The following is a 16,302-nucleotide window of genomic DNA, read 5'->3' on the forward strand; positions in this document are numbered from 1 at the left end:
GTCACCGGGCCACCGTCAGGCCCAACTCGCGCTCGACCAGGTCGGCGAGCGTGGCGTCGTCGACGGTGCCCTCGTAGGTCCGACGGATCTCCCCGTCTGCGTCGACGAACAGGGTCAGCGGCAGGCCGACCCGCTCGACCGCCAGTAGCAGCTTCCGGTCCCGGTCGACCAGGCTCGGGAACCGCAGCCCCAGATCCTCGGCGACGGCGACGGCGGGATTCCGGTCGTCGTAGGTGTTGACGCCGATCAGGTGCAGCTGCCCGGCGGTACGGTCGGCGAGGCGTTGCAGCGCCGGCAGCTCCTCCCGGCAGGGCTGGCACCAGGAGCCCCAGAAGTTGATCACGGCGGGTCCGCGTACCGCCGCGACGTCTATGACCGTCCCGTCGGCGAAGCAGGCCAGGCTGACAGCGGGCAGCGGGGTGCCGCCGCCCGGCGTACCGACGTCGGTCGACGGTTGCGGCGCGGCACCACCGGTCGACGGTTGCGGCGCGGCGACGGCCGACGCAGCGGGCGGCGCGGTCAGGCCGGCGCAGTCGGCGAACGGGACCGGTCCGGACGCTCCGGCAGCGTCGCCCGCCCCGGCACCCGGGTCGGTGGTGCAACCGGACGCCACCAGCAGCAACGGCACCAGGGCGGCGGCGAACGACGGACCCGCCCTGAGCCGACGGCCGGCGCTCATGGCACCTCGGCGGCGACGGCCGCCGCCGGCACCAGGTCGGCGGGGATTCCGGCCTGCTCGGCCAGCTCCCTCGCGCGGGGACCCTTGAGCAGCTTCACCGCCTCGGCCGAAGCGGTCGGACCGGTGCCGTACGCCGGGCAGAGCGGGGCGAGCGTACACGCGCCGCAGGCCGGTCTACGGGCGTGGCAGACCCGTCGGCCGTGGAAGATCACCCGGTGGGACAGCATCGTCCAGTCCCGGCGCTCGATCAACGCGCCGACCGCGTGTTCGATCTTCACCGGATCGGACTCATCAGTCCACGCCCAGCGGCGGACCAGCCGTTGAAAGTGCGTGTCGACGGTGATGCCAGGGACGTCGAACGCGTTACCGAGGATGACGTTCGCGGTCTTGCGGCCGATCCCGGGCAGCTCGACCAGCTGCGGCAGACGACGCGGTACCGCGCCCGCGTACCGCTCGGTCAAGGCCTGACCGAGCCGGATCAGCGAGCCGGCCTTGTTGCGGAAGAAACCGGTCGGCCGGACCAGCTCCTCCAGCTCGGCCCGGTCGGCGGCGGCGTAGTCGGCGGCCGTCGGGTAGCGGGCGAACAGCTTCGGGGTGACTTCGTTGACCCGCTTGTCGGTGCACTGCGCGGACAGAATGGTGGCGACCGCCAACTGCAGCGGACCGTCGTGGTCGAGCTCGCAGTGCGCGTCCGGATGGATCTGCGCCAGCAGTCGCGCCATCCGCCGGGCACGACGTTTGCGCCCCAGGTCGGTCTCGGTGCGCACGGCCCGGGCCGCCACGGGCCCGGTGGCTGCGGTTCCGGTGGCCGCAGCCGGGGCGGTCGCGGCTCGGGGGGCTGGCGGTGTCACACCGGCCAGCCTACGTCGGCGGGTCAGTCAGACGGTGGTGAGATGGTGCCGTCGTCGTCGAACTGGGCGCCGGTCTGCGGAAAGTCCGACCCGCTCAGCTCCCGGACCAGGTCGAGCCCGCGGCGTTGCTCGTCGACGACGGGCAGCCCGTTGCCGTTCATGTAGGTGGCGACGAACTCACCGTCGACCCAGTCGCCGTCCGGGTCGAGGGTCACCTTCAGCACCCCACCCCAACCCAGCCGGCCGTTGTTGTTCAACGTGCCGCCGCCACCGGCGAAGTTGCCGAGGCTGTACGCGATCAGCCGGCCCTGGTAGAACTCCATGCCGCGCAGCACGTGCGGGCCGTGGCCGACGATCAGGTCCGCCCCGGCGTCGATCATCGCCCGTCCGAAGGCCATCGGATCGCCACGGTTCTCTCCGGCGAACAGCTCCGTGCCCGGGGTGACCCGGGTCATCTCCGCTCCCTCGGCACCCATGTGGACCTGCACGACGACCAGGTCGGCCTGCTCGTCGGCGCGCCGGACCACCTCCGCCGCGGCGTCCAGGTTGATCAGACTGTTGTTCGGCGGGGAGTACGAGGAGAAGCCGGCCACCGCGACGCTGACCCCCTCGACGTCCAGCACGGTGATCTGGTCGAGCGCGCCGGTGTGCCGCATACCGTGCTCCTCCAGCGTCTGCTGGGTGTTGCGGTATCCGGCCTCGCCGTAGTCGTACCCGTGGTTGTTGGCCTGGTTGAGCAGCATGAACCCGGCGTCACGCAGGTGGGCCGCGTACTCGGGTGGGGCCCGGAACTGGTGGCACTGGGCGGCGCCCGGGGCGCACTTGCCGGTGCCGGTGTCGACCGTCAACGGCTCCTCCAGGTTGCCCATCACCAGGTCGGCGGCGAGGGCCTCGGTCACCGAGTCGAAGAAGCCGGCACCGTCGTCGGGCGGCAGCCGGTCGGGGGCGTTGCCGAGCACGATGTCGCCGGTGGCCGACATCGAGATCTCCTGCGGCTCCGGCGACGTAGCGGCGGTCGGCGACGCCACCGCCGGCGACGCGGCCGACTGCCACTGCGGTTCGGATCCGGACCGGTCGATCCCGCCGAGCGCGGCGATGCCGACCAGCACGGCACCGAGCAGAACGGCGGTCAGCACAACGATCGACAGGACGGGTCGGCCTGCGGCGGGCTCCTGCCGCCGGCGCCCCCGGGCGGCACGCTGGGCGTCACTCACTGGCGTGACCCTACCGGCCGGGGGTCCCCGGCGACGACAACCGTCCGGCTGGTTTGTCGCTGTGTCCGATCTGCCGTCTTTGCGAGTCCGCCGTGCCACCATGCCGGGAAGTGCCGCCGCGTACCGCCGCGTGCGCCACCCGGGCGAGCCGCGCGCCCCACGTCGACCGGGGACCGCCGTACCGCTGCTCCGGCCCGTCGGGCGGGCAGAGCACCACCACCGCGTCGGTCGCCGTGCCGGTGGCCCGCAATCCGAGCTCGACCAGCGCCTGGGTCTTCGCCTCGGTGATGGTGGCGACCGCGTTCACCAGGGCGGCCTCACCGAGCCGTACCGGAAGCGCCGCCACGATGTTGATCGTCCCGGCCGGCGGCGGTGCGGGGCCGGCGGCGCTCGGCGCGGCGGCCAGCACCGGGGTGCCGAGCCCCACGGTCGCCCACACCTGCACGCCGGCCTCGTCGCGGGTCACCATCCGACGCACGTCCACCCCGGTGAGCAGGCCGACGCCGGGTCCGCGCAGGTCCGCCTGCTCGGCCAGACCGACGAGGTGGGTGTCGGGGTCGTCGCGGTGGTACGACATCGGCACGGTCGCGTTGATCACCCACCAGCGCAGCCCGATCCCGCCGCCGAGCGGGGCGGAACTGATGGCCAGCAGCGGCTCGGTGAGCGCCCAGCAGGCGTACGGCAGGGTCCGACCGTCCTCGGTGCGGGTGGTGAACCATGGTCGGGCGACGTCGGGAGACACCGGTCGACGATACGGCGTCCGCCGGTCGCACGGCGGTGACCGGTCGGCGTGCGTGGTGCCGCATATTAACGACGGATCCACCCTGTTGGGTTACGCTCCTGGATCAAGATTCGGAGGGTGCGCATCCGGCCAGGGGCGGAGTGCACCTAGACTGACTGCGCGCGGCTGGTCACGGCTGGGGTGCCGGGGAACGGACGCCGCGCAGGCGGAGGTGCGCGATGGACGAGGTGCTGGCTCGTAGCGGGATCTTCCAGGGCGTGGACCCGGAGGCCGCTGAGGCACTCGCCAAGGAGATGGAGACGATCGAGGCCCGCAAGGGCGAGGTCGTCTTCAACGAGGGTGAGCCGGGTGACAGCCTGTACATCGTGCTCACCGGCAAGATCAAGGTCGGCCGACGGGCGGCCGACGGGCGGCAGAACCTGATCGCGGTGATGGGCCCGTCGGACATGGTCGGCGAGCTGTCACTGTTCGACCCCGGGCCGCGTACCGCCACCGCGACCGCCGTCACCGACACCCGCCTCGCCCGGCTGCGCAAGCAGGCGCTGCGGCCCTGGCTGAACAATCGGCCGGAGATCGCCGAGCAGCTGCTGCGGGTGCTTGCCCGACGGCTGCGCCGGACCAACGACGCCCTCGCCGACCTGATCTTCACCGACGTACCGGGACGGGTCGCCAAGAACCTGCTGCAGATGGCCGGCCGGTTCGGCACCCGCGACGGTGGGGTGCTGCGGGTGACCCACGATCTCACCCAGGAGGAGATCGCCCAGCTGGTCGGGGCCTCCCGGGAGACGGTCAACAAGGCGCTGGCCGACTTCGCCTCCCGGGGCTGGCTGCGGCTCGACGGCAAGAGCATCATCATCCTCGACCCCGAGCGGCTCGCCCGGCGCGCCCGGGTGTGACCCGGCGGCGGATCTGCCCGGAGACCGGCGGCAGATTCGCCCCGGACCGGGCAACGGTCGGCTCACCGCACCGAGGCGGTCGCCCGGCAGACCGCGTCCACCGGGGTGACCGGTCGGACCTCCCGTCCCAACGCCTGCAGCAGCGAGTCCTCGATGTGGAACCCGTGCACCCAGAGGCGGTAGCGCGCTAGATCCGCCTCGCTCGGGCAGAGCACCTGCGCCTCCACGTCGTCGGTCGGCACGTACCGGACACCGCCCTGTTCCTGCAGAATGGCCACGCTCGCGTCGTCGACCGCGATCACGCTGCCCCGGATGTGCTCGGTCTCCCCGCCCGGCACCTCGATGGTGGTCACTGTGCTGGGCAGCACCGGCGCGGTGGCCACCGAGTACGACGTCCAGGCCAGCGCGATCATGACGGTGAGCTGACCAGACGCGACCAGCAGGTGCACCGTGCCGGGCAACACCGGGCCGGTCACCACGAGGGCCAGCAGCGGCGGCACGGCCAGGATCAGCACCACGAACCACTCCCCGGTGGTCGCGGCCTCGACCAGGGTCGGCGCGAGCAAACCGTAGTAGCCGAGCAGCAGCAGGGCGAACAGGGTCAGCCGGGTCGTCCGGCGGTCGTCCGGCGGGTCCCCGGCCGTGCGGCGCTCGTCCACCGTACGGGTGAGCAGCTGGGCGGTGGCCGCGATCGCCGGCAGCAGCAGCGGCAGATAGAGGATTTTCCAGGTCACCACCGCGACCAGCAGGGTGACGATCAGGAACCAGACGGGCACCACCCGCATCCAGCGGACCAGCAACGGCGGTTTGGGGCGGGCCCACCGCCGCTGGTCGTTGTCGACGCTGACGGTCAGCACCGCGCTGATCGCGAAGAGGGCCACCATCGCACCCGAGACCACCCGGCTCGCGGTGCTGACAAAGGCGGCGACCAGGTTCACCGGGTTGACGTTGGCGGCCAGCAGCAGGGTGGTCTGCAGCTCGCCGCCGGCCTCGACGACCAGCCGGAGCACCGAGATGATCGCCGGGGCGCCGACCACCACGCTCCAGAACTGCTGCGCCGCCCGGTTCCGCCGGTCCGCCTCGTCGACCGGGCGTTCCGCGGTGGTCACCGCCGGTTCTTGTCGTCGTGGTCCACCAGGTCGGGCGCGCCGTCCGGCCGGGGCTGGCTCGCCTCGCCGAGCCACTGGCCCAGATGGTTGTTGTACGCCGTCTCCCAGGCGTTCGCCTCGTCCCGCTGGTCCCGCTGGTAGCTCTTGTCCAGGAAGTAGCTGACCAGGTCACGGAGATTCTCATCCTCGACCGGGACGCCGATGCCCAGCTCTTCCTCGACGCCGAACGGCATGTCGACGATGGCGAGTTCGTCGGGGTTCTCCGAGCGGAGTCCGGCGAGGATGGTCTCGTCGGAGACCATCGCCTGGAACTCGCCGGCCAGAATGCCGTCCCGACAGGCCGCCGGATTGTTTGCCTGCTGGTGCGGGATCCCGCGTTCCCTGAGCATCGCCTCGGTGGTGGAGCCGCCAGCGACGCAGACGGTGTACTCCTCGCTGTTCAAATCGGTGATCGTGGTGATCTCGTTGACGTACTCGGTGGCGACGAGCACCTCAGGTGTGGTGATCAGGTACGGGCCGGCGAACCCGACCCGCTTCTCCCGTTCCTCGGTGATGGAGAAGCTGGCCACCACGATGTCGACCTCGCCGCTGCGCAACTTCTCGATCCGGTCCTCGGTGTCCAGTGGCACCCACCTGATGCTCTGGTCGCCGAAGCCGAGGGAGTCGGCGATGTAGCGGGCTATCTCGATGTCGAAACCGTGGTACGCGTTGTTTCGCCGGTACGACATCAGCGGAATGTCGACATTGACGCCGATGCGCAACTCGGTCCGCTCGCTGATGGTCGAGGCCTCCCGGAGATCCCGCACGGTCGGCCGGTCCGGCGGCTGGTTGTCCTCACAGGCGACGAGAGCGACCAGGACCAGGGTCGAAGCAACGGCTATTGTGGTCATCGTCTGCCGGGTGCGGTGGTTGATGTATGTGCGGAACCTGGTGGATTTGTCAGTCATGGAAACCTCACGACTGCGACAGTCAGGATCGGTTACGTCTCGGACAGCCGTCCACATTGCCGGCTCTGCTCAGCGTAGTGGCTGCCGGCAAGATCTGACCCCGTCGAGTTGCGCCGCGCGAGATCAGGCCATCTCCGTGCCGGTCGGATCAGGCCATCTCCGTGCCGGTCGGATCAGGCCATCTTCGTGCCGGTCGGATCAGGCGATCTTCGTGCTCGGCGGGGTGGTCGACCGGGTCCGGGCCGACGGCCGGTTGCGGGTCAGCAGCGCCAGCAGGCAGCCGGCCAACGTCCAGCCGCAGAGCACGAACCACTGCGGCAGGGTCGGGGCGTCCGGGAAATACGAGATGCAGCGGATCAACGAGACGGACGCCCCGGGCGGGAAGAACTGGCCGATGGCGCCCCACGGCCGGGGCAGGAATTCGACCGGCAGCGTGGCGGCGGAGATCGGGCTGCCGACCAGCATGATCAGCACGGTGCCGACGCCGACGCCGTGCAACCCGAACAGGTTGCGCAGGCCGATCACCGTTGCCGCGATGGCCGCCACGGTCAACCCGCTCGCGGCCGCGTTGAGCGGAAAGGATCCGCTCAGGATCCGGAACGCGTACTGACCGACCACCGCGACCGCCGTACCGGCGATCACGGTGAAAACGGCCAGGGTGAGCAACCGTCGAGCGGTGCCCTGGATGCCGATCGCGATGAAGATGCCGCCCTTGAGACCACCGAGCAGCAGCGGAAAGAAGAAGGCGCTGAGTCCGGCACCCCGCTCGTCGTGCGGGGAGAGCGGAACGACATCGGTGACCGGTGGCCGGTCGGCCGTGGTCTGCCCGGCCGGGTTCAGCACGCCGGTAAGCGCGCCGATCAACTGACTGGCGATGGTGCTGGCGCCGGAGGCGACCAGCAGTTCCGGGCCGCCGTCGACCACCACGGCGCCGTACACCTCGCGGTGTCGGATGGCCTGCACCGCCGCGTCGCGGTCGGCGTACCGACGGACGGTGAACTCGTGCGGCCGAACCTGCTCCAGCGCCGCGACGATCGTCGTCGACTCCGGCTGCGCGGCCACCAGACCGACGGGTACGCCGCGCGGCTCGGCGTAGACCGCCGGCCAGGTGAAGGCGACCATGATCAGGGTGGCGACGGCGGCCAGGCTGGCACCGGTCACGAGACACCGGCTGAGCCGGGACGGCTGCCCCGGTTCCGGCTGCTCCATCGGTCACCTCGGCCGCTCGGCGGTTGCGCAACTGCCAGGTCAGGCTAACCACCCGGATGGTCGGGCAGCCGAGAATTGCACCAAATGTCGGTTACCGAGCGGCCAGGGTCGGGCCGAACAGTTGACCGGGCCCCTTGCCCGCCAGGCACCGGTACTGGTGGTCACCGGCGGCGAGGTCCGCCGGTTCCGGCAGCAGCACCGCGTACTGCCAGTCGTTGGCGTCCATCCGCAGGGTGAACAGCCGGAAGCTCTCCGCCCCGCAGGCCTCGACGACGGCCGGGTCGGACCGGATCGCGGCATGGTCCGCAGCCCGCAACCGGGTCGGCAGCTCACCGACCGCGAACGTCTCCCAGGTGTGCCGGCCGGTGCAGGCGGTCGCGGTCAGGGTACGCGGAGAGTTCGACACCCGGCCGTTGAAGCATTCGAGATCGTCCGGACAGCGCAGCTCCGGTCGCAGCGTCAGGTGGCAGTTCGGCAGCGCCGCGCCCGCCGGACCGCCGCCGGTGGGGTCGCTGGCAGGGCTCTCACTGGCCACCGCACCGGTCGTCCGCTGGTCGGCTCCGGTGATCGGGGGAAACGTGGTGGGACCGGAGCCCTTGGCCACGATCCAGGTGCCCAGGCTGGTCATCGCGAGCAGCACCAGCAGGCCGAGCCCGCCGGCAAGGGTCCGCAGCCAGGAACGGACGGCGTTGTCGGGCGAGGTGCCCGGTCGGCCGGCCGACGGGCCGGCAGCCGACGGCGGCGGGCCGGGCGGGTTGGCAGCCGACGGCAGCGGGCCGGGTCGTTGCCCGGGCACCTGGCTCGGCTCCGGCGGGGGCGGCACCGGGACGCTCCAGGACGCGTTGCGCTCCGGCCGGGACGGCACCGGGGTCGTCGGGTCGGCCCAGCTGTTCGACCCGGTCGGTGGCCCGCCGGAGACCGGGGCGATCGAGAACGGCGGCCGGTGCGGGGCGGCCGGGCTCCAGTGCTGACCGAGCGGCACCGCCGCCAGCATGTCCCGCAGCACGACCGCCGGAGGTCGGGCGGCGGGATCGTTCGCCATTCCCTGGCGCAGTACGTCGGTGAGCGCCGGGTTGACCCCGGGCAGGTCCGGCAGCGGCCGGTCGAACATCTCCAGGAGAGCCACCAGGCTCGGGTTGCGCTCGTCGTCCCAGCGGGGCGGCTTGCCGCGCATGATGGCGTACAGGGTGGCGCAGAGCGCGTAGACGTCGGCGGCGGCCGACGGCGGACGGTGCTGGAACGACTCGGGTGGCGCGTACGCCGGGGTCAGCACCTCCAGGGTGACCGAGGCATCGCGGTGCTCGACCAGCACGGCCAGACCGAAGTCGGCCAGGGCCGGCTCGTTGAACCGGGAGTAGAGGATGTTGGCCGGTTTGACGTCGCGGTGCAGGACGCCGAGATGGTGGGCGTCGGCGAGCGCGTCAGCGATCTTCACCCCGACGTCACGTGCCTCGAAGGCGTCCAGCGGGGAGGTGCGCATCCGGTCGGCGTACGAGCCGTCGCACATCTCCATGATCAGGTACGGATGGAGATCCCCGGTGACGCCGACGTCGAAGAGGTCCACCACGTGCGGATGGGACGACATCCGCCCGGCGGCACGCGCCTCCCGCATGAACCGGCGCTGGTCCCGCTCGTTGTCCAGAGCCCGGTTCTCCACCTTGACGGCGACCTCCCGGCCGACCGACTCCTGGACCGCGCGGTAGACGGTGGCGTAGCCGCCTCTGGCAAAGACCGACAAATCTGACAGTCCAGGCACTGTGGGGAACGGCAGCGCGCTCGGCAGTCTGTCGTTCACACGGTAAACGGTACCCAAGACCCCGGACAGCCGGGGCGACCCCGGGCCCCCGGGTCAGCCGTCGCCAGCCGACCGGCCGGTGCCGGGCGACGGTACGCCCACCCGGCGGCGACGTTCGGTCAGCAACGCCACCCCGGTCACCACCGCGCCCAGCCCTTCCCAGGCCGCCACCCCGACGAACCGCACCGGAGCCACCTCGGCTACCACGACCACGGTGAAGACCACCGTGGTGACCAGTCGAAAGATCACCGAGAACAGGAAGAACGGCCGCCAGTCGGTGACCGCCGCCAGCAGGTAGTAGACGCCCATGTTGAACGAGGCCATCGACGACGCCGCCATGAACGTACGGGTGTAGTCGCCGGCCGCCCGCTCCCCGGTGGGCAGCGTGTCGAAGCCGAGTAGTACCAGCAGGACATCGGGCTGAGCCAGGCCGACCGCGCCCAGCAGCAGGGCCATCGCCCCGAACACGGCGACGGTCCACCCGGATACCGAACGGGGCAGCTTCATCGGGTTTCCTCCGGCCACAGTGCGCCCACGGTGGAGCACAGTGGGGGTCAGGCTAGCGAGCGCGCCGCCCGGCCGGCATCCCCGGGTCCGCCATGATCCACCCCACCGACCAGGCCACTGTCATCCACAGCAGACCTGATCGCGTCGGCGGCGGCCCGCTCGCTGACCTGCTCGGTGCCGTACGCGAGACCGACCGCCCGGTCGGCTGCCTGCCGCGCCGCCACCCGCTCGCCGTTGGCGGCCAGCACGGTGGCCAGCACACCGAACCCGGCGACCTGGCTGCGGACGTCCTCCGCCGGCGCGTCCAGCGCCCGCCGGGCCCAGTGCAGCGCCGTTCCCGGCTGCCCGTCGGCGAGCAACGCCGCCGCGTACCGGGCCAACGTCTGACGTCGGGAGAACAACACCGCCGGGCTGTCCACCGCGGTCGCGACCGGTGCCAGCAGCCCGACCGCGGTCGGTGGGTCACCCGCCGCCAGCCGCGCCGAGGCGAGCAGCACCCGTGGCGCCACCTGGACGGCGGCCAACGGGTTGTGCGGCTCGACCGACGTCAGCACCGACTGCGCCAACCGCTCGGCACCGGCCACGTCACCGCACTCCAGGGCGACGAAGCCGCGCAGCGTCCCGGCCATCCCGATCAGCAACGGGTGATCGATCCGCTCCCCCTGGGCCAGCGCGTCGGAGAGCAGATCGGCGGCGTGTTCCCACTGGCCGAGCCCGCGCGCCACCACCCCCCGCGCCAGCAACGCGAAGCCCCGACCCCAGTCGTCGGCCGCGCTGTCGAAATCCCGGTACGCGCGCCGCGCCGACTGGTCCGCCTCAGCCAGCTCACCCAACTCGGCCGCGGCGAACGCCTCGACCGCCCGCAGCGTGCCGACCGCCCACGCCTCCCCCACCCGCTCGCCGAACGGCAGGAACACCCGGGCCAACCGGCGGGCGTCGGCCAACCGGCCGGAGAGCAGCCGGGCGAACGCGGTGGTGCCCCGCAGCCAGGCCCGCCCCACCGGATCGTCCAGCTCGACGAACAGCCGCGCCGCCCGGTTCAGCACCGCGTCGGCGCCGGCGAAGTCGCCGCGCATCGTGGTCACCCACGCCAGGCTCTGCAACGACCAGGCCTGCCCACGCCGGTCGCCAGCTGCCAGGTTCACCTGGTACGCCGCAGCGAACCGGCTGCTCGCCCGGCTGAGCCGGCCGGCCAGGAAGTCGGCCATCCCGAGTCGGCGCATCGCCTCCGCCCGCTCGGCGGGCAGCCCGACGTCGGTGGCCACCTGCAACGCCTCACGCCACACCGCCACCGCACGGGCGGCGTCGCCCACCGCCCGGTGGGCCCGACCGGACACCAGCAGGGCACCGGCCCGGGCTGCGGCGTCCTCACCGGCGTTGGCGAGCACCTTCTCGGCGGTGGCCAGCGCCTCGGCCGGCCGCCCGGTCTGCAGCAGCGCCCGGGCGTAGACCAGCCGGTCGGCCTTCGGCACCGCGTCCCCGCCGAGCGCGGACGCCCGTTCGGCGTACTCCACGGCCAGCTCCGGTTCACCGACCGCGATCGACCGACGGGCCGCCCGGCCCAGCGCCGCGACCCCCAACGGCCCGACGGCACGGGCCGCCGAGTCCGGGCGCAGCCCGACCGCCTCGGCCAGGCCGACGGCCCGTTCGACGTGGTCGGCGACGAACACGTCCCGCAGCGCCGGGCTCATCCCGCCCGGCCCACCGCTCGCCGGGCCGGTGCCGACCGCCGCCGGCGCGTCGGCCCCGGCCGCCCACCGGGCCAGGCACGCGTGCCGTTCCGCCAGGTCGGCCTTGCCGATCCCGGCATAGGCGGCCTCCCGCATCAGCGGGGTCGGGAAGGCGAAGCCGACCCGGGTACGGTGCAGCATGCGTCGTTGCAGCAACTCTTCGACGGCCCGGTCGAGCTCGACCGCCACCACCGCCGCCGGCCGGCCGTCCCGCCGGTCCCGCAACGACTCCAAGGTGCCGTCCGGCACCACGTCGCCGACCACCGCGGCGTCACGCAGCACCGACCGGGCGTCGGCCGGCAACGCGTCGATCCGGGCGGCCAGCACCGCGGCCAGGTCCCGGGAGAGCAGCCGGCTGCTCAGCGACCCGGGTGCCAGCCGCCAGTCCGCGCTGTCGCCGCCGGCGGCGTCGGCCGACGGACCGGTCCGGGTCAACGCGCCCCGCTCGATCAGCAGGGTGACCAGCTCGGCCAGGTAGAACGGGTTGCCCTGGGCGGTGGCCAGCAGCCGGTCCACGTCGGGTTGCGGCAGCCGCCCACCGCCGAGGTACGAGGTGAGCAGCCGGGCCGCGTCGGCCCCGCGCAGCGGCGGCAACGGGTGCACCTCGGCGTCGGCCACCCCGGTCAGCACCCCGGCGGTACGCACCAGCTCGGGTCGGCCGAGCAGCAGCACCAGCACCGGACCGGTGAGCCGGGACAACGTCTCGCCGAGCACCTCGACGGTGTCCGGCAGGGCGTCGTGCAGGTCGTCGACCACGATCAGCAGCGGCGCCTCCCGGGCCAGGGCGCTGAGCAGGTCGGCCACCGCGCTCGGGATCGCCTCGGCGTCGAGCACCGGAGCGTCCGTGGTCAGGTCCGCCGGGCCGGACGACGGGTGCGCGGCGGCCGGTGGATCCGCGTACCCGAGCAGGGTCAGCAGCAGGTCGACGGAGAGCGGCGGCGGCTCCGGACGGACCCGGGCCAGTCGTTGCCCGAGGCGGCGCAGCCGTTCCTCGACGACCGGGCGGGTGACCGCGGTGGAGCTGTCCCGGGGCAGCCCGGCCGCGATCCGCACCAGGTCGGCCAGCGGGGCCAGCCGACGCCGCTCGCCGAAGGCGGCACAGCGTACCGAGAGCACCCGTGCGCCGGTCGGCGCGGCGTACCGCCCGGTGCCGACGTCGTAGCCGGCGGCGTACCGCTCGACCTCGACGGCGAACCGGGTCTTGCCGATGCCGGCCTCCGCGGTGAGCACCAGCACCCGAGGGTCGCCGTGGTCGATCACCTCGGTGAGCCGGCCGGCCAGCCGGCCGATCTCGGCCTCCCGCCCGACGAACGGGGCCTGGTCGCCGATGCCCGACCGGGTGCCGGGCGCGTCGTGCAGACCGAGCAGCTCGTACGCCTCGACCGGGGCGCGTTTGCCCTTGAGCCGCAGCGGACGCAGCTGCCGCCAGGCGGCGACGTGCCGGGTGCCGGTGACGGTGCCGGCCCCGGCGTACACCGCGCCGACCGCCGCGGCGTCGGCGAGCCGCGCGGCGGTGTTGACCGTGTCACCGATCACCGTGTACTCGATGGCCGCCTGGATGCCGGCGACCACGTCACCGGTGTTCAGGCCGACCCGCAGGCCGAGCGGAGCGCCGCCGCCCCGCTCGTCGTCGAGCACCCGGCGCACCGCCCGCTGCATGCTGAGCGCGGCCCGTACCGCACGCTCGGCGTCGTCCTCGTGGGCGACCGGGGCGCCGAAGACCGCCATGATCCCGTCCCCGGTCAGCTTGTCGACGTGCCCGCCGAAGGTCTTGACCGCCCCGGCCAGGGCGGCGAGCACCCGGTCGGTGACGGCACCGACCCGTTCCGGGTCGAGATCCTCCGACCAGGAGGTGAAGTCGGACAAATCGCCGAAGAGCACGGTGACCACCCGGCGTTCGGCGGCCGGTAGGAAGGCGGCCGCCGGCAGCGCACCGCCACAGTTGTGGCAGAACCGCGCGCCGGGTACCGCGACGGTTCCGCACACCGGGCAGGTCACTGGCGGTCCAACCCGGTCCGCCCCGGTGTCGATTCCCGGTCACCGGCCACGCTGTCGGTCGAGGCGTCCAGGTAGGCGAGCTGTGCCCGGACCGACCACTCGGCGGCCGGCCACAGCGCCCGGTCGACGGTGGCGTACACCTCGGCGACGACGGCCGCCGGTTCGGTCACGCCCCGGGCCACCACCTGGCGGACCTGGTCCAGCCGGGCCTGCCGGTGGGCCAGGTAGAACCGGGCGGCGGCGGCGCAGTCGGTCAGCGCCGGGCCGTGCCCCGGCAGCGCCGTGACCTGGTCGTACGCCGCGAGTCGCCGCAGGCTGGCCAGGTAGTCGCCGAGGTCGCCGTCGGGCCAGGCGACCACGGTGGTGCCCCGGCCGAGGATGGTGTCACCGGTCAGCACGGCCTGCCGCCCGTCCGGCCCGGCGACCAGGAAGCAGGCCGAGTCGGCGGTGTGGCCGGGGGTGGCCAGCACGGTGATGGTCAGCCCGGCGACGTCCAGCACGGTCCCGTCGCCGAGCCGGTCCGGCTCCACCGCCCGCTGGTCGGGGGCTTCCCCGTCGCGGTCGGCGGCTCCGCCCCGCTCGTCGGCGGCCGGGCCCCGGACCGGTGCCTGGAACCGCTCAGCGGCCGCCGGCACCGCCTCGACGTGGTCCGGGTGCCCGTGGGTCACCAGGATCATCGAGTACGGGCCGTGCGCCGCCAGCCGGTCGAGGTGGCCGGCGTCGGCCGGACCCGGGTCGACGAGAACGCCGTACCGCTCGCCCGGCCGACGCAACACCCAGGTGTTGGTGCCGTCCAGCGTCATCGGCCCGGGATTGGGTGCCCGCACCAGGGTCGCCCAGCCCGGCAGATCACTGGCCAGGGCCGCGGCAGGGGTGGTGACGTGCGCGGTCATGGCTGCGATGGTACGGCCGCGCGGTGACTTCGCCGAGACTTCTTCAGCCCGCTCGGGTGCCGGCCGGCGCTCGGCCGGCGCGGACCGGGTCAGGAGACCTCGACGACGACCTCCACCTCGACCGGCGCGCCAAGCGGGAGCTCGGCCACCCCGACGGCGCTGCGGGCGTGCCGGCCGGCGTCGCCGAAGACCTCGCCGAACAGCTCGGAGGCACCGTTGATCACGGCGGGCTGGCCGGTGAACCCGGCGGCCGAGGCGACGAAGCCGGTGACCTTGACGATCCGGGTCACGGCGTCGAGACCGACCAGGGCGTCGATCGCGGCGAGCGCGTTCAGCGCACACCGGCCGGCAAGTTCCCTGCCCTGTTCGGGGGTCACCTCGGCACCCACCTTGCCGACGGCGAGCAACGCTCCGTCGGCCATCGGCAGTTGGCCGGAGACGTAGACGTGCTGACCGGAGCGGACCGCCGGAACGTAGGCGGCCACCGGCGGGACCACGGTCGGCAGGCTCAGCCCCAGTTCGGTGAGGCGGGCGTGCGGGCCAGCGGTCACGACTTCGGCCGCTTCAGGTACGCCACCAGCTGGTCCGGGTTGGGACCGGGAATCACGGTGACCAGTTCCCAGCCGTCCTCACCCCAGTTGTCGAGGATCTGCTTGGTGGCATGCACCAGCAGCGGCACGGTGACGTACTCCCACTTCTGCATCTCGTTACGGCTCCTAGCTCTGATTCGCCAACCGCCACAGCCTACGGCCACGGCCGGGACGGTGAGCCGGGTGCGTCGGCCAGATACCCTGACCGTCTGGCGGCGGCTACTGTCCGCCGACGACGAGACCTGAAACCTGAGGATGAGGATGACGCAACCGCCCAGTGGCGAGGCACAGCCACCGGACGCACAGCCACCGGCGCCGGACGCACAGCCGACCGAGGCGCAGCCGACAGGGGCGCAGCCGACAGGGGCGCAGCCGACAGGGCCGGGGCAGTCGATCCCGCCGCCGCCCTGGCAGCGTCCTCCCGCACCGCCGTTCGCGCCGCCGCCGGACCGGTCGCCGTACGCTCCGCCGCCGGCCGGCGCACCGTTCGCGGCGGCACCGGGTGGCCCGCCGTTCCCGCCGGCTCCGGGTCAGGCCGCACCGCCACCCGGGCAGCCCGTTCCACCGCCGCCCGGGCAGCCCGTACCGCCCGCTCCCGGCCAGCCGGTGTCACCGGGACAGCCGATACCCCCCGGCCAGCCCGTACCGCCGGCTCCCGGCTCACCGGCCGCGGCCGCCGCCGGCCGCCGACGCGGCCTGCTGATCACCTCGGTGGTGCTCGGTGTCGTACTGCTGCTCTGCGGTGGTGGCGGCATCGCGGCGTTCCTGGTGATCAACAACCTGGAGACGGGTAGCGGCGCGGCCGAACCGGTCGCCGCCGTGGACGATTTCCTGCACGCCGTGTACATCGACCGGGACGTCACGGCCGCGGCCGACCTGGTCTGCCGGGAGGCCCGGGACGAGTCCGCGCTGATCGAGAAGGTGGAGGAGATCGAGGGCTACTCGTCGACGTACCGCAACCCGCAGTTCGAGTGGAACGTGCCGACCGTCGACGAGCAGGACGAGGAGCGGGCCGTCGTCTCGGTCACCGTGCGCATGATCACCGAGGACGAGCGCAGCGCGGAGCAGGACCTCAGCTTCGTGGTGGTGCAGAAGTCCGGCTGGTTCGTCTGCGACGTCAACTGAGCCGCGCCGCGCACTAG

The 16,302-nt window shown here is 73.0% G+C and carries 14 protein-coding genes and 1 pseudogene; 2 read left to right on the top strand and 13 right to left on the bottom strand.

Going from position 1 to position 16,302, the window contains the following annotated elements; genetic code table 11:
- Position 1: 1 nt before the first annotated feature.
- The 4 genes from O7629_RS24410 to O7629_RS24425 all read right to left on the bottom strand — a co-directional run bounded on the left by O7629_RS24410 (position 2) and on the right by O7629_RS24425 (position 3,486).
- Complete coding sequence (locus tag O7629_RS24410; protein WP_278172065.1) at positions 2-679, bottom strand: TlpA disulfide reductase family protein; 678 nt, start codon at positions 677-679, stop codon at positions 2-4.
- Positions 676-1,461, bottom strand: a complete 786-nt coding sequence (gene nth, locus O7629_RS24415) for an endonuclease III (protein WP_278174669.1) — start codon at positions 1,459-1,461, stop codon at positions 676-678. The genes O7629_RS24410 and nth overlap by 4 nt, the downstream gene beginning before the upstream one ends.
- Before the next feature lie 92 nt (positions 1,462-1,553).
- Positions 1,554-2,744: a CapA family protein gene (locus O7629_RS24420; RefSeq protein WP_278172066.1), complete on the bottom strand. Its 1,191-nt coding sequence runs from the start codon at positions 2,742-2,744 to the stop codon at positions 1,554-1,556.
- A gap of 10 nt (positions 2,745-2,754) precedes the next feature.
- Positions 2,755-3,486 (bottom strand): adenosylcobinamide amidohydrolase, encoded by a 732-nt coding sequence (locus tag O7629_RS24425; RefSeq protein WP_278172068.1) that lies wholly within the window; start codon positions 3,484-3,486, stop codon positions 2,755-2,757.
- Between the two features lie 218 nt (positions 3,487-3,704).
- Here O7629_RS24425 and O7629_RS24430 point away from each other — a divergent pair, with 218 nt between their 5' ends.
- Complete coding sequence (locus O7629_RS24430) at positions 3,705-4,382, top strand: Crp/Fnr family transcriptional regulator (RefSeq protein ID WP_123603854.1); 678 nt, start codon at positions 3,705-3,707, stop codon at positions 4,380-4,382.
- Between the two features lie 62 nt (positions 4,383-4,444).
- Here the strand turns inward: O7629_RS24430 and O7629_RS24435 are convergent, their stop codons facing one another.
- The 9 genes and pseudogenes from O7629_RS24435 to O7629_RS24475 all read right to left on the bottom strand — a co-directional run bounded on the left by O7629_RS24435 (position 4,445) and on the right by O7629_RS24475 (position 15,273).
- Positions 4,445-5,491: a hypothetical protein gene (locus O7629_RS24435; RefSeq protein ID WP_278172070.1), complete on the bottom strand. Its 1,047-nt coding sequence runs from the start codon at positions 5,489-5,491 to the stop codon at positions 4,445-4,447.
- Positions 5,488-6,438, bottom strand: coding sequence for a transporter substrate-binding domain-containing protein (locus tag O7629_RS24440; RefSeq protein ID WP_278172072.1), 951 nt, complete (start codon positions 6,436-6,438; stop codon positions 5,488-5,490). Before O7629_RS24440 ends, O7629_RS24435 begins: the two co-directional genes overlap by 4 nt.
- Positions 6,439-6,636: 198 nt before the next feature.
- On the bottom strand, positions 6,637-7,647 hold the full coding sequence (locus tag O7629_RS24445) for a hypothetical protein (protein ID WP_278172073.1): 1,011 nt from the start codon (positions 7,645-7,647) through the stop codon (positions 6,637-6,639).
- Between the two features lie 91 nt (positions 7,648-7,738).
- Positions 7,739-9,442, bottom strand: a complete 1,704-nt coding sequence (locus O7629_RS24450; RefSeq protein WP_278172074.1) for a serine/threonine-protein kinase — start codon at positions 9,440-9,442, stop codon at positions 7,739-7,741.
- Between the two features lie 54 nt (positions 9,443-9,496).
- On the bottom strand, positions 9,497-9,949 hold the full coding sequence (locus O7629_RS24455; protein WP_278172075.1) for a hypothetical protein: 453 nt from the start codon (positions 9,947-9,949) through the stop codon (positions 9,497-9,499).
- A gap of 137 nt (positions 9,950-10,086) precedes the next feature.
- Positions 10,087-13,677: pseudogene (locus O7629_RS24460) on the bottom strand (adenylate/guanylate cyclase domain-containing protein); the annotation flags it as partial.
- On the bottom strand, positions 13,674-14,570 hold the full coding sequence (locus O7629_RS24465) for an MBL fold metallo-hydrolase (protein ID WP_278172077.1): 897 nt from the start codon (positions 14,568-14,570) through the stop codon (positions 13,674-13,676). The gene O7629_RS24465 and the pseudogene O7629_RS24460, both read right to left, overlap by 4 nt.
- An 89-nt stretch (positions 14,571-14,659) precedes the next feature.
- Positions 14,660-15,121: a RidA family protein gene (locus O7629_RS24470; RefSeq protein WP_278172078.1), complete on the bottom strand. Its 462-nt coding sequence runs from the start codon at positions 15,119-15,121 to the stop codon at positions 14,660-14,662.
- Positions 15,118-15,273: a DUF4177 domain-containing protein gene (locus tag O7629_RS24475; RefSeq protein ID WP_123603862.1), complete on the bottom strand. Its 156-nt coding sequence runs from the start codon at positions 15,271-15,273 to the stop codon at positions 15,118-15,120. Before O7629_RS24475 ends, O7629_RS24470 begins: the two co-directional genes overlap by 4 nt.
- 148 nt (positions 15,274-15,421) lie before the next feature.
- Here O7629_RS24475 and O7629_RS24480 point away from each other — a divergent pair, with 148 nt between their 5' ends.
- Positions 15,422-16,285 carry a hypothetical protein gene (locus O7629_RS24480; RefSeq protein WP_278172080.1) on the top strand — a complete coding sequence of 288 codons (864 nt, stop codon included), beginning with the start codon at positions 15,422-15,424 and terminating at the stop codon, positions 16,283-16,285.
- Positions 16,286-16,302: the final 17 nt, after the last annotated feature.

Origin of the sequence: Solwaraspora sp. WMMD792, assembly GCF_029626105.1 — a bacterium.
Classification (GTDB): Bacteria; Actinomycetota; Actinomycetes; order Mycobacteriales; family Micromonosporaceae; genus Micromonospora_E.

Bases quoted from the DNA above. Each gene is read 5' to 3' on its own strand.
- O7629_RS24445 (WP_278172073.1), bottom strand. From the start codon at position 7,647: ATGGAGCAGCCGGAACCGGGGCAGCCGTCCCGGCTCAGCCGGTGTCTC.
- O7629_RS24465 (WP_278172077.1), bottom strand. From the start codon at position 14,570: ATGACCGCGCACGTCACCACCCCTGCCGCGGCCCTGGCCAGTGATCTG.
- O7629_RS24410 (WP_278172065.1), bottom strand. From the start codon at position 679: ATGAGCGCCGGCCGTCGGCTCAGGGCGGGTCCGTCGTTCGCCGCCGCC.
- O7629_RS24455 (WP_278172075.1), bottom strand. From the start codon at position 9,949: ATGAAGCTGCCCCGTTCGGTATCCGGGTGGACCGTCGCCGTGTTCGGG.
- O7629_RS24440 (WP_278172072.1), bottom strand. From the start codon at position 6,438: ATGACTGACAAATCCACCAGGTTCCGCACATACATCAACCACCGCACC.
- O7629_RS24480 (WP_278172080.1), top strand. From the start codon at position 15,422: ATGACGCAACCGCCCAGTGGCGAGGCACAGCCACCGGACGCACAGCCA.
- O7629_RS24475 (WP_123603862.1), bottom strand. From the start codon at position 15,273: ATGCAGAAGTGGGAGTACGTCACCGTGCCGCTGCTGGTGCATGCCACC.
- O7629_RS24430 (WP_123603854.1), top strand. From the start codon at position 3,705: ATGGACGAGGTGCTGGCTCGTAGCGGGATCTTCCAGGGCGTGGACCCG.